The 14136-nt window shown below is 41.8% G+C and carries 13 protein-coding genes; all 13 read left to right on the forward strand.

Annotated elements, in window-relative coordinates:
• Positions 1-78 precede the first annotated feature (78 nt).
• The 13 genes from FND36_06260 to FND36_06320 all read left to right on the forward strand — a co-directional run bounded on the left by FND36_06260 (position 79) and on the right by FND36_06320 (position 14132).
• Complete coding sequence (locus FND36_06260) at positions 79-1452, forward strand: MBOAT family protein (GenBank protein QDW73671.1); 1374 nt, start codon at positions 79-81, stop codon at positions 1450-1452.
• A gap of 8 nt (positions 1453-1460) precedes the next feature.
• Complete coding sequence (locus FND36_06265; GenBank protein QDW73672.1) at positions 1461-2555, forward strand: hypothetical protein; 1095 nt, start codon at positions 1461-1463, stop codon at positions 2553-2555.
• Positions 2556-2569: 14 nt separating this feature from the next.
• Entirely contained in the window at positions 2570-3391 is an 822-nt protein-coding gene (locus FND36_06270) for an aldo/keto reductase (protein ID QDW73673.1), read from the forward strand.
• 90 nt (positions 3392-3481) lie between these two features.
• Entirely contained in the window at positions 3482-4264 is a 783-nt protein-coding gene (locus FND36_06275) for a transketolase (GenBank protein QDW75558.1), read from the forward strand.
• On the forward strand, positions 4233-5150 hold the full coding sequence (locus FND36_06280) for a transketolase (protein QDW73674.1): 918 nt from the start codon (positions 4233-4235) through the stop codon (positions 5148-5150). Before FND36_06275 ends, FND36_06280 begins: the two co-directional genes overlap by 32 nt.
• Position 5151: 1 nt before the next feature.
• Positions 5152-5565 carry a MaoC family dehydratase gene (locus FND36_06285; GenBank protein QDW73675.1) on the forward strand — a complete coding sequence of 138 codons (414 nt, stop codon included), beginning with the start codon at positions 5152-5154 and terminating at the stop codon, positions 5563-5565.
• 142 nt (positions 5566-5707) lie between these two features.
• Positions 5708-6937, forward strand: a complete 1230-nt coding sequence (locus tag FND36_06290; GenBank protein ID QDW73676.1) for a glycosyltransferase family 4 protein — start codon at positions 5708-5710, stop codon at positions 6935-6937.
• Positions 6937-7797, forward strand: coding sequence for a 2-C-methyl-D-erythritol 4-phosphate cytidylyltransferase (locus FND36_06295; protein QDW75559.1), 861 nt, complete (start codon positions 6937-6939; stop codon positions 7795-7797). Before FND36_06290 ends, FND36_06295 begins: the two co-directional genes overlap by 1 nt.
• Before the next feature lie 83 nt (positions 7798-7880).
• Entirely contained in the window at positions 7881-9305 is a 1425-nt protein-coding gene (locus FND36_06300) for a LytR family transcriptional regulator (GenBank protein ID QDW73677.1), read from the forward strand.
• A gap of 163 nt (positions 9306-9468) precedes the next feature.
• The gene (gene glmS / locus FND36_06305; GenBank protein ID QDW73678.1) at positions 9469-11295 is read left to right on the forward strand and encodes a glutamine--fructose-6-phosphate transaminase (isomerizing); all 1827 of its coding nucleotides are present in this window, start codon (positions 9469-9471) and stop codon (positions 11293-11295) included.
• A 123-nt stretch (positions 11296-11418) separates the two neighbouring features.
• The gene (locus FND36_06310; protein QDW73679.1) at positions 11419-12135 is read left to right on the forward strand and encodes a 2-C-methyl-D-erythritol 4-phosphate cytidylyltransferase; all 717 of its coding nucleotides are present in this window, start codon (positions 11419-11421) and stop codon (positions 12133-12135) included.
• The gene (locus FND36_06315; GenBank protein ID QDW73680.1) at positions 12128-13141 is read left to right on the forward strand and encodes a ribitol-5-phosphate dehydrogenase; all 1014 of its coding nucleotides are present in this window, start codon (positions 12128-12130) and stop codon (positions 13139-13141) included. The genes FND36_06310 and FND36_06315 overlap by 8 nt, the downstream gene beginning before the upstream one ends.
• A 10-nt stretch (positions 13142-13151) precedes the next feature.
• Positions 13152-14132, forward strand: a complete 981-nt coding sequence (locus FND36_06320; protein ID QDW73681.1) for a glycosyltransferase — start codon at positions 13152-13154, stop codon at positions 14130-14132.
• Positions 14133-14136: the final 4 nt, after the last annotated feature.

Raw genomic sequence — 14136 nt, forward strand, 5'->3', positions numbered from 1 at the left:
TTGCTTCCATCCAAAGTTCAATGGATATGGCTTTTGATGGGAAGCCTCTTGTTCTTTGCGAGTTCAGGAGGGGCAAGTATGATTTTATATTTGTTGTATGGAATTGTGGTTGCCTATATAGGAGCAAGATTGATTGACAAAAGCCAGAATCAAAGGAAAAGATTTTGGCTTTTGTGTCTGGTGGTTTCTCTTTTACTTGCAGAATTAGTTGCGTTAAAATATCTTTTTAATCTAGGAAATTTATTGCAAAATCTTTTTAATCTGCATAACAATATAGATATGTGGGACTTAGCGGCACCAATAGGAATTTCTTATTATACCCTATCAATTTTGGGATATGTTTTTGATGTTTATTACAAAAGTTATGAATCTCAAAAAAATATTTTAAAATTTAGTTTATTTACCTGCTATTTTCCACAATTAGTCTCTGGACCAGTAATGAAATATGATGCCATGGCCTCTCAAATGTTTTCGCCCCATAAGTTTTGTGGGAAGGAAATAATGTTTGGACTTGAAAGAATGATTATTGGTTATTGGAAAAAGTGTGTAATTGCTGATCAATTGGGACTATTCGTTCAGGCAATATATCATGGGGATACCACATATTATGGCAGTTATTTGGTGATAGCGATAGTGGCATATGCGTTTCAGTTATATGCTGATTTTTCGGGTTGCATGGATATTGTATTAGGAGCTTCACAAACTTTCGGGATTTATCTTCCCGAAAATTTTCAGTCGCCATTTTTTTCGGCAACACTTTCTGAATTCTGGCGCAGATGGCATATTACTTTAGGGTTATGGTTTAAAGACTATCTTTTTTATCCTATTTTAAAATGCAATTTTATGCAGAAAATTGGAAAAATCAGCAAGAAAACATTTGGAAAAAGAAGAGGGAAAAAGATACCTACTTATTTAGGGCTTATTTGTATATGGATGGCAATCGGGTTATGGCATGGAGGAACTGCTATGTATTTTCTTGCCTCTGGTATTATCCCTGGAATTTACCTGATTGGCAGTGAACTTTTTCAGCCGCTTTTTAAGTGGCTTATTTCAGCTTTGCGTATTAATACGAACTGTGCAAGCTATCGCTATTTTTGCCGCATTCGGACAATATTATTGATGTGTGTATGCTGGACTTTCGTATGTGCAGGGAGTGTGAGCGAAGGTGTTTTGGCAATTGAGAGAATGTTCGATGTGTTTAATCCTTGGATTTTGTTTGACGGTTCGTTATTAACTATCGGTTGGACAAGCACCATGCATGTCATCATAGTACTTTTAGGAATTCTTTTTATATTGTATTTGGATAAATTGAACTATAGTAATGAAAATCTTTATATAAAATTGGAAAAACAAAATATTGGATTTCAGTGTGTGTTTTGGTGGGGAATTATATTTGTGATTATGTATTTCGGAGTTTTTGGCCAATCTTCCTTTATTTATTTCCAATTTTGAGGTGAGAAATGAAAAGACTGATATGTTTTTTGCTTTTTTCGATTCCTGTTTTGAGTTGTTTGATTTTTGTAAATTATAAAGCCGATCCAGGAAATCTTTTTGGAACTGCATCTGAAAAAATGGTAGAATTATTTATGGATGGGAAAAGTGCGTATGTAAAATCCGGGAATGTGGAAGAAAGAGAAGTAGATAAAAAAATCATTGAAGCTCTTGAAGAGTCTCCAGAATGTATTGCGGTCGGGCCTAGCCTTGTGCGGTGGGTAAATTCTGATATGGTAGGAAGTGAAGATTTCTATAATTTAGGAATGTCTTCCGGAAATGGTTACGATGTTTTAGCCATATTTGGGCAACTTGAGCGGAATGACAAAATGCCAGATAAAGTGCTGTTTTGTGTAGATACCCTCTTTTTTGATAAAACTATTATGGAAAACAACAAATCATGGCTTTCTTATGAAGCAGATGTACAGTTAGCATTAGATATGATAGGAAGTTCAACAGAATTAAAGGCTTCTAAGCTGGAATTTATATCAACTAAAACCAAAAAACCAAGACAACTTATTTCTCTAACATATTTTCAAAGTAGTATGCAGTATATTAGTGAAAATGGTATTTCTAGTGAGGAGAAGATTGGGGAGCCAAAGTCTGATTACAAAGGTGCGTATTACCTAAAGGATAATGCAAGGGTATCTGCCTATTCGCAAGAGAATATATCTAAAAAAGACGTAGAAGAAGCGATGAAGAAGTATGTTTCTGGAGAATCAAATTCAAATTTGGAGGCCGCAATTACACCTAATGTTCATTTGGATTCTGAGCAAATGGATAATTTTAAGAAATTAGTTACGTATCTTCAGAGTAATAATATTGAAATAAAATTTTTCCTTCATCCTTTTCCGCCTATTGTTTGGGATTATATTGTTGAGAGTGAGAAATTCCCTATGGTGACAGAATTGGATACTTTTATTCATGAATATTCTCGTGAAAATAATATTCCTATTACGGGATCTTATAATCCATATGATATTGGGTGTAAAAATGAAGATTTTCAGGACTATAGACATATGAAAGCAGAGAAACTGTATGAATATTTTGATTTTACATTTTAAAGAAGGACGCTATAATGGAACAAAAGGAACATACAATTGGTTTTGGAACTTGGAAGATTACAGAGGCGGATACGGACATTGCGATTGAGACTGCACTTGAATGTGGATATCGTCATTTTGATACAGCCGCAGCTTATGGGAATGAAAGGGCTATAGGAGAGGCTTTAAGAAAAAGCGGTGTGGACAGGGAGAAGATTTATATTTCAGGAAAACTCTGGACAACAGAACGTGATTATGAAAAAGTTTTGGTAGCATGTCAAAACACTATGAAAAATCTAAAAGTAGATTATCTTGATTCTTATCTGGTACACTGGCCGGCAGCCGCACATATGCATGACGATTGGGATAAAATTAATTCGGAAACATGGAAGGCGTTTGAAAAGCTCTATGATGACGGATATGTTCGTAAAATTGGAGTGTGTAATTGCAAACCGCATCATATAGAATCTTTTGCTAAATATGCGAATGTAAAACCTATGGTTAATCAGATAGAGTTCCATCCTGGCTATAATCAGTTGGAAATTGTTGATTATTGTTATAGTGAAAAGATCGATTTGGAGGGATGGAGCCCTTTGGGAAACGGGAAAATGATGAAAAGAGAACCTTTGCGAAAGATGGCGAGGCACTATGATAAAACAGTAGCTCAGCTTTGTTTGAGATATTGTATTCAGAAAAAAATTATACCTCTTCCTAAATCGGTGAATCCAGAAAGAATAAAGGAAAATATTGATATTTTCGATTTTGAAATTACCAAAGAGGATATCGACGAATTGGATAAGATGCCTTATATGGGCGGATCAGGTCTGGATGCAGATACAGTTACTATTTTTGGATAGGTTATGGAGGAAGCTTTTATGAAACAAGAAGACATAAACAATCTGAAGCAGTTGAGAAAAGAGATATTTTTAGCAGCATATGCGGGAGGAATGGGACATCTTGCATCCGCATACTCGAGTCTTGAGATTTTGTATACCTTATATGCAAAAGATATTTTGAGATACGAAAAGGACAGGTTTGATGAAGATATTCATGATCATCTTGTACTTAGCAAAGGACATGCGAGTTTAGCGTTGTATAGTGTGCTATATCAATCGGGATTTTTTGGAAAAGATGTTTTGTATAGCTTTTCTCAACCGGGATCGATTCTTGGTGGGGAGCCGGAGCGAGGGAAAATACCGGGAATAGAAACATCTACGGGTTCTCTTGGACATGGAATGTCTATCGGTGAAGGAATTGCTCTTGCTGATAAGATTAAAAAGCGAGGGACGAGAACTTATGTTTTAATTGGAGATGGAGAGTGCCAGGAGGGAAGTATATGGGAAAGCGCATTGTCTTGCGCAGGATTAGGGTTAGATAATATTATTGTTGTTTTAGACTGCAATCATATACAAAAAATGGGAAAAGTCTCAGAGGTTATTGGGAATGAAAACTGGAAAGAGAAGTGGGAAGCTTTTGGATGGCAGGTAGATGAAGTGGATGGACATGATGTAGATGAGCTTGAAAACTGTTTGAAGAAGGAGTCTCAAAGGGGACCGAGAATTATACTGGCAGAAACAGTAAAAGGTAAAGGGATTAGTCTGATGGAAAACAATCCGGCTTGGCATTGGCGTATGCCGGGAAAAAGAGAACGCAAAGTTTTCATGGAAGAATTGGGAATTGCGGAGGAGGAACTCAAATATGCAAAAGGCTTATATAATGGCACTATATGAACTTGTGAAAAAGGATAAGAACATTATTTCTTTGCTATCAGATAGCGGAACAGAATATGATGAACTTTTAAAAAGAGAGTTCCCGGAGCAGTGTGTGAATCTAGGTATTGCAGAAGAGAATCTTGTGGGAGTGGCTTCTGGAATGGCAATTGGAGGGTTAATTCCTTTTGTATATACATCTGGAGCATTTCTGGCCTATCGAGCATTTGAATTTATACGAGACGATGTTTGCTTTCAGAATTTGAATGTAAAAATAGTAGGTATGGGTAGCGGGCTTGCTTGGAGTACATTAGGCCCTTCGCACCATACAACAGAAGATATTAGTGCCTTGCGTGCGTTGCCTAATTTGACTATTTTTTCTCCGGCATCTCCTAAGGAGGTCGAAAAAGCTGTGGCAGCAGCTTACGCACTTGAGGGCCCTGTTTATATCCGATTAGGTATGAGTAAAGAAAAGGAGATTTATACAGATGATATCAGTTTTATTCCAGGAGATAGTATTGACCTTTTTAGCGGAACGGATTATGCGGTTTGTGCGACAGGGAGTATTATAGAAGAAGCGGTAGAAGCGGTTGGCAGATTGCAGGATGAAGGGAAGTCTGTAAAGCTTATTAATATCCATACATTAAAACCTTTAAATAAAGAAAATCTTGTTTTGAAATTAAAAAATGTAAAGAAAATAGCTACAATAGAAGAGCACAATATTATAGGTGGTCTTGGAGGAATTTTGGCAGAGATTATTTCTGAGGAAAATCTGCAGATACCTTTGATTCGTTTAGGACTGAACGACTGTTTTGCTTCGGGATTTGGGACTCAAAGGAATGTGCGCGCAGAGAACAATTTAGATAGTGGAAGTATCTATCGAATATTGAAGAAGGAGTTCCAATAGGATGAATCATTATCGATATGACGAGATTATAGTTGGAATGGAAGAAAAGTTTTGTGTTCAAATAACAAAAGAAATGTTGGACCTGTTCGGAGAAATAACTGGTGACAACAATCCATTGCACTGTGACGAAGAGTATGCAAAAGCAAAAGGGAAAAAAGGGCGAGTTGTGTATGGTATGCTTACAGCCTCTTTTTTGTCTACTTTAGCAGGAATGTATCTGCCAGGAGAAAAAAGTTTGGTACAAGGTGTAGACGTAAAGTTTCTAAAACCTGTGTATATAGGAGATGTATTAGAAATAAAAGGTATTGTGCAAGAAAAGCATGACATTTTTCAGAGAATAGATTTAAAAGTGATAATAACTAGAGAGGATACGGAGAAAGTTTTAAAGGGAAAAATGAAGATAGGACTTGAGTAGAAGCAGATAAGATAACAGGGGATTTAGAAATTAACTAATAGTTGCTTAAAGAATGTAATGATTATATTATTGTGTAAAAACTAAGTAAATGGTATAATCCTTTCAGTAATTCTATAAAACAATAATGGGAAGTATATATTTTATGAAAAGAATCGCAATTATTACTATGGGAGTAAAATTAAATAACGAGAACGGCTACACTCGTTTCCGTTTTCTTTCTGAATTTCTGGCTTCAAAGGGGTATCAGGTGGATTTGATCACAACTTCATTTCAGCATTGGGCGAAAGCCCAGCGTGATCTTCAGCAAGTGAAACAGGATGAGTATTCGTTTTCCCTTCGATTCATAGAAGAACCGGGATATAAGAAAAATATCGATCTGCGCCGGATTTGGAGTCATCATATTGCGGCTAAGAATTTGACTAAAATGCTTGAACAGGATGGAGATTACGATTTGATCTACTGCGAGATCCCTCCTAATGATGTTGCTCTTGCGGCGGCGGAGTTTGCGAAAGCGAAGGGAATCCCCTTCGTAGCGGATGTAAACGATCTTTGGCCAGAGGCTATGCGGATGGTATTGGATGTTCCCGTGATCAGTAATATTTTGTTCCATCCTTTTTTGAGAGATGCCAAAAGAGTTTATGATCTTTGCTCCGGCGTAGTAGGAACCTCGGATGAATATGCGGACAGGCCGTTTAAGCATAGGATCCAGGATATTCCAAAGATCACGGTGTATGTGGGCAATGAGCTGTCTGTTTTTGATAAAGGAGCGGCGGACCATATAAAAGAAATCGACAAGCCTGAGGGAGAATTCTGGGTTACCTATGCGGGAACTATTGGTACCAGCTATGATATTCGGACTATGATTTTGGCGGCAGATGTATTGAAAGCAAGAGGGTATTCGGATATCCACATCAAGATTCTGGGCGGCGGTCCCCTGAAAGAAGAATTGGAAGAACTGGCAGGGACTCTGAATGGCAACGTAGAATTTGTGGGATATGCTCCTTATGAGAAAATGGCGGCTTATCTGAAGAAATCAGATATTCTGGTCAATTCATTTGTAAAGAAGGCGCCCCAGAGTATTGTGACCAAGATCGGAGACTATCTGGCGGCGGGAAAGCCAATGATCAATACCTGCAGCAGCCCGGAGTTCCGGAAAAAAGTGGAAGCTGACGGGTTTGGTATGAATATTGAGGCGGAGGACAAACTAATACTGGCAGATGCGATCCAGATGCTTTATCAGGATGAGCAGAAGAGACGGACAATGGGAGAGAAAGCAAGAAAGATTGCCAAGGAGCAGTTTGATCGGCCCAATTCCTATGAAAAGATCGTGGAATTGATGGAAAAGCTGATGGGGGAGTCAAAAAGAGTATGATGCATTATAGCCAGGAAGAACTTGAGAGAATCCAGGCGAAAAGCCTGGAGATGGCTTTATATTTTAAGAAAATCTGTGAAGAAAATAATCTGATGTTTTATTTCTGCGGAGGCTGCTGTATTGGAGCGGTGCGCCATGGAGGATTTATTCCTTGGGATGATGATGTGGACGTGTTTATGCCAAGGAAAGACTATGAGATCCTAAAACGCATCTGGAAAAAACGGGCAGATACCGACCGCTATGCTATTGAGAACTCGGATGCCTACCATATTGACCACAATCTGTTTTTGAATATCCGAGATAATACGACTACATTTATCCGACCGTATCAGACGGATCTGGATATCAGTCATGGGCTGATTTTGGACGTGCTTCCGCTGGATGGCTGTCCTTCCGGGAAGATTCGCAGAAAACTGCAGTTGATATGGGCGGTCATATATTCGGTCTATCGGTCGCAATTGGTTCCGGAAAATCATGGGAAATTAATGAAACTGGCAGGAAAGCTGGCGTTAGGGATTGTTCCTTCGCAGAAAACGCGATACCGGATCTGGCGGTTTGCGGAGCGGCAGATGACGAAATACAAGATGGAAGATTGTGAATATGTGACGGAACTGTGCGCAGGCCCCCATTATATGAAAAACCGTTATCCAAGAGAAGCTTTTGAAAAGGCTGTTTACCGGCAGTTTGAGGGATACTCTATGCCAATCCCCCAGGGATACGATGCATATCTGAAGACCGCATTTGGGGATTATATGAAACTGCCTCCTAAGGAAAAGCAAGTTGCCCATCATGACGTGGTGCTCTGTGATTTGGACAATAGTTACAAAAAGTATAAAGGCACCTATTATTGTGCCCAATAATACTTGATGAAATGCGTGATTTGGTGTATTATATATCGGAATATGGTAAATTAATGTACCTGAGATAAATTAAGAGGTGTATTATGGCGAAAAGAAGACACAGGAGAGGCAGAAGAAAGAAAAACTGGTTTCTCAGACTGAGCGGACCTAAGAAAGCGGCTGTCTGTCTGGGAGCGATGGTGTTAGCTCTTCTGGCATCGGGCGTTGTTTACGCGGCGTCTAAGCTGAACCAGATTGATACCCAGGAAATCCCGCAGGAAAATATCGTGATCAATCAAGAGGCGGAAGCCGCAGGAGAGGGCTACACGAATGTGGCGTTATTTGGCGGGGATTCCAGAACTGGAGAATTGGAAAAAGGAGTTCGGACGGACACGATCATCGTGGCAAGCTTGAATAATAAGACGAAAGAGATCAGAATGGTCTCGGTCTACCGGGATACACTTCTTGATATCGGGGACGGGACTTTGCAGAAATGCAACGCGGCGTATAGTTTTGGAGGGCCGGAGCAGGCCATCAATATGCTGAACCGGAATCTGGATCTGGATATCCAGAAATATGTTACGGTCGATTTTGGAATTGTCGCTGATGTGATCGATCTTCTGGGCGGCGTTGAGATTGATGTGAAAGAAGAAGAAGTTCAATATATTAATGAATTTATTGACGAAACAGGGCAGGTGGCCGGAAAGGAAGTAAACTACGTCCAGAGCGGCGGAACCCAAGTTCTGGACGGAGTCCAGGCGACTACTTATGCCAGGATCCGTTCTACAGCCGGAGGGGATTTTACTCGTACAGAACGGCAGAGAACGGTGATCGAGAAAATGGTAGAGAAAATCAAGCAGAGTGATCTGGGGACGATCAACAGTATTATTGATGAAGTCCTTCCGACAATTTCAACGAATTTTACTTCTGCGGAAATTCTTTCTTACGCCAAGGATTTTGCCAAATATACGTTAGGTGAAAACGCTGGATTTCCTTTTGACAAGACCACAGATACAGTATCTGGGCTGGGGAGTATCGTCATCCCTGTATCTTTGACTTCGAATGTCCAGCAGCTTCACGAGTTTTTATATGGAACGACAGATTATACAGTTTCCTCGGAAGTATCCAGCATCAGCGGCGCGATCGTGTCCAGAGTAGGAGAGAGGGAAGCTACGGACGATGAAACCCTGCGGAGTCAGACCTATACCGTAGCACCGGAAGATGAGGCTCAGGAATCGGGCAGCTATACCGGCGGAGGAAACAGCGGAACAGGTAATAACAGCGGCAATAGTGACGCAAACACCGGCGGCGGAAGTGGCGGTGGTAACGGCGGAGCGAATACCGGCGGCGGAGACAATAGTGGAACCGGCGGCGGAGACAATAGCGGAACCGGCGGCGGAGACAGCAGCGGAACCGGCGGCGGAGACAATAGCGGTGCCGGCGGAGGCGAAAGCGGCGGCGACAATGGCGGAACTGGCGGCGGAGATGGAGAAACCACGGAGCCTCCCGTAGATGAAACGGTACAATAGATGAAGGTAAAGAGAACAAGGCCAGGCATTGCCTGGTCTTGTTTTTGTTCAAAGAGAGGTTTACAAATTATTACAAATTTGTTACAATAACTTCGTTAGTGCAAAAAAAATCTCATTTTGTGCAAATAAGACTTAAAATGATTATAAACTGGAGGTATGACATATGTGTGGAATCGTGGGATATATTGGGACTAATCAGGCGGCGCCGATTCTTTTAGACGGTTTGTCAAAATTGGAGTATCGAGGATATGACTCGGCGGGAATTGCGGTGTACAACGGCGAAAAGATCGATGTAGTCAAATCAAAAGGAAGATTGAAGGTTTTAAATGAGCTGACCCATGGCGGGGAAACTATGCCGGGCACACTGGGAATCGGACATACCCGCTGGGCTACGCATGGCGCGCCTTCAGATACCAATGCCCATCCTCATTTAAATGGAGATGAAAGCATTGTGGTAGTCCACAATGGCATTATTGAGAATTATATAAAATTGAAAAAGAAACTTGAGAAAAAAGGATACCAGTTTGTCTCGGATACAGATACAGAAGTGATCGCTCACTTGCTGGATTATTATTATCATGGCAATCCTTTGCAGGCAGTCACAAAAATCATGCATAGAATGGAAGGCTCTTATGCGCTGGGGATTATTTTTAAGGACCATCCGGATGAGCTTTACGCAGTCCGCAAAGACAGCCCCCTGATCGTGGGAAAGACGAAGGACGGAAATATTATTGCTTCTGATGTGCCGGCGGTATTGAAATATACCAGAGATGTCTTTTTTATTGAAAACGAAGAAATCGTGCGGATGACCAGAGATACCATGGAATTCTTTAATGTGGATGAGGAGCCCATCGAGAAGGAGTCCGTACGGATTGAGTGGGACGTAAACGCCGCGGAAAAAGGCGGCTATGAGCATTTTATGCTGAAAGAAATGTATGAGCAGCCCAAAGCGATCACAGATACATTTTCCCCCAGGATCAAAGACGGGAAGATTATGATCGATGAGCTGAATATGACGGATGAAGAGATTCAAAAAATCCAGAAGATTACCATTGTGGCCTGTGGATCCGCGTATCATACGGGGGTTACCAGTAAATATGTGTTTGAAGGACTGGCAAGAATTCCTGTGGAAGTAGACCTGGCTTCTGAGTTTCGCTATAGAGATCCAATCTTGGACGAAGGAAGCTTGGTCATTGTGATCAGCCAGTCAGGGGAGACGGCAGATACGTTGGCGGCCCTCCGTGAATCTAAGGCCAAAGGCGCCAGAGTGCTCGGCATCGTGAACGTAGTGGGGAGTTCCATTGCCCGTGAAGCGGATAATGTAATGTATACTTGGGCGGGACCTGAGATTGCGGTGGCCACTACCAAAGCTTACTCTGCTCAGCTGATTGCGCTCTATCTGCTGGCAATGAAATTCGCGTACGTGAGAGGAAAATTAAACGATGCCGGCTTGGCGGATATGCTGGAGGATATGAAGAGTCTGCCGGCGCAGGTAGAAATGCTGTTAAATAATAAAGAGCGGATCCAGAAATTCGCCAACCGGTACCTGGCGGCGAAAGATATTTTCTTTATCGGCCGAGGTATTGATTATGCGATTTCCATGGAGGGGTCTTTGAAACTGAAAGAGATTTCTTATATCCATTCGGAAGCATACGCGGCGGGAGAGCTGAAGCACGGAACAATTTCCCTGGTTGAGGAAGGAACTCTGGTGGCTTCAGTACTGACCCAGAAGGATCTTTACAAAAAGATGATCAGCAATATGGTGGAAGTGAGCACGAGAGGAGCTTTTGTTCTGGCTGTTACTATGGAAGGCAATGTAGAGGTGGAAAAAGCGGCTGATTACGTGATCTACATTCCAGAGACAAACAAATACTTTACCAATTCGCTGGCGATCATCCCGCTTCAATTATTCGGCTATTATGTGGCTGTGGGAAGAGGCTGTGATGTGGATAAGCCGAGAAATCTGGCGAAATCTGTCACGGTGGAATAAAAAAGGAGATAGATGAGGCATGGGAGACCATGCCTTATGCTTTGGCCTGGGTTGTAGGAAAACGGGAAATTTGGTATAATAGCAAAAGATATGTAAACCTTTTGTAAAATAGGAGAGAAAATCATGATATTTGGCGGTATTTTGGCAGGAGGGACAGGCACCCGGATGAATATGGCGGACATGCCCAAACAGTTCCTGGAATTGGGAAGCAAACCAATGGTGATCCATACATTGGAAAAATTTTTGCTTTGTCCCAGGATGGATCAGGTCTACATTGGGGTCCATCCCAATTGGGTGCTTCATATGGAAGATCTGGTAGAGAAATATATTGGTATACGGAAAGAGAATGTGCATATTGTAGAAGGCGGACATGACAGAAATGAAACGATCATGAATATTGTCGCCGCTATTGAAAAAGACTATGGAGAAAGTGAAGAGCATTATATCATCACGCATGATTCGGTCAGGCCTTTTGTAACCTCCAGAATCCTGGAAGACAATATAGAAGCCGTTCAAAAATTTCAGGTGTGCGATACGGTGATCCCGGCTACGGATACTATTGTGGTTTCAGAGGATGGAGAGAGTATTGCTGAAATTCCAGTAAGAGACCGGATGTATCAGGGCCAGACGCCTCAGAGTTTTCAGATCCGTCTTTTGAAGGAGTTGTACGAATCCCTGGGAGAGAATGAAAAGGCAATCTTGACAGATGCATGTAAGATGGCCGTTGTGCGGAATCACAAGGTGAGCTTGGTAAAGGGGGAACCGTCAAATCTGAAGATAACCACAGTAAGCGACTACAAGATCGCTCAAGCTATGGTCGGAGGAAAGATCATTGATTAACTATGTTTACCAATTGGCTGCGCCAAGAACCTTTTCTGTAAAATATGAGGAATTCCCGTTTAAGGAAGAAGTGATTATAAAGCCAAGATACATGTCGATCTGTCATGCGGACCAAAGATATTACACCGGCCAGCGCCAAAGAGAAGTTATGGAACGGAAACTTCCCATGGCATTGATCCATGAATGCTGCGGAGAGGTTTTGTCAGATGCGACCGGGGTATATAGACCGGGACAGAAAGTGGTAATGATTCCAAATGTTCCTGGCGAGGAAAACAGCGAAATCATGGAAAACTATGCCAGGGGGGCGCAGTTTTTGTCCAGTGGAAGAGATGGTTTTATGCGGGAGTATATTGGCCTGCCGGCGGACAGAGTGGTTTCCTGTGAAGGGATTGCGGAACGAGTAGCCGCGGTGATGGAATTTGTCAGTGTGGCGGCCCACAGCATCCGTCGATTTAAGGGGATGGCTCACAGCCAAAGAAACCGGATTGGAATCTGGGGAGACGGGAGTCTTGCGTTTGTTGTGGCGAATCTTCTAAAACGAGAATTCCCTCAGAGCAAACTGGTAGTGATTGGGAAAAATCCTTCAAAACTTTCCTATTTTTCTTTCGCGGATGAAGCCTACCTTAGAGAAAATCTTCCGAAGACACTATCGGTGGATCATGCTTTTGAGTGCTGCGGCGGTGACGGAAGTTATTATGCGATCGATGATATCATCCGTTTGATCAATCCCCAAGGGACAGTTATGCTGATGGGAGTTAGTGAGAATAAGATTGCCATAAATACAAGAGATGTGTTGGAAAAAGGATTGATCGTGGTGGGAAGCAGCCGGTCGGGAAGGAAAGATTTTGAAACGGCGGCGGGCTATATGCGGGAAGCAAGGTTTCAGAGACGGCTGGAGTTGATCATCTATCAAGATAGAAAGGTGGCTTCCATCGAAGATATCCATAGAGTATTCCAAACGGATTTAAGTACACCGTTCAAGACCGTCTTTGAATGGGGATTATAAGGAGTAAATCATGCCTTTGATAAGTGTGATCGTCCCGGTTTATAATGTAGAGAAATATTTGGAGAAATGCCTGGATTCTATTTTGAGCCAGACATTCCGGGATTTTGAGGTTATTCTGATCGATGATGGATCGGGAGACGGAAGCGGAGAAATCTGCAGGCGATATGCACAAGAGGATAAACGAGTGCGCTATGTACGGCAGGAAAATGGTGGGGCTGGACAGGCTAGAAACTATGGAGTTAATCTTGCTCAAGGGAAATACATAGCATTTGTCGACAGCGATGACTATATTGACGCCCGCATGCTGGAAGTGCTTTATGAAAATATAACGCGAAGCGGAGCTGACGTGGCATCCTGCGGGGTATATAATGTTTTCCAGCAGAAACAAACCCCTCAGTATGATAGAATAGAGACTTTTCTCGCGCCGGCGGAAGAGGCATTTGGTCTGCTCCTTCTGGGAGAAAAGATTCCTGGAAGTCCATGTAACAAATTGTATTGTTCTTGGATTTTTCAAAAAGTTCGATTTCCAGTAGGGATTTTCTATGAAGATGTAGTCTTTCATACAGAGCTTATGCAGGAAATAAAAAATGTCTGCGTAGACACAACGCCGTTATATTATTATGTGCATCGCCAGAACAGCATTACGACTCAAAAATTTGATTCCAGAGCAATGATGTTTATTCATACGTATGAAGAAACATTGAAAGTGGTTCGGGATAAATATCCTTCGATTCTCCCGCAAGCGGAGTTTAAGCTGACATGGGCGTATTTTTCGATTTTGGACCGAATGCTGCAGGAAGAAGATTATAGAAAGATCCGAGAGTTTCCAAAGGTAAGAACCTTTTTAAAACGAAACACATTTCGGATCCTCCGGAGTCCTTATTTCCACAAGGCAAGAAAAATCGGAGCGGCGGCATTATTATTGAATGTAAGGCTGTACCGCTGGATGATCCGGATGAATGAGCGGAAGAATAAGAGTATATTTTCGTAGGTGA

This window comes from Lachnospiraceae bacterium KGMB03038 (genome assembly GCA_007361935.1).
GTDB lineage: Bacteria > Bacillota > Clostridia > Lachnospirales > Lachnospiraceae > Massilistercora.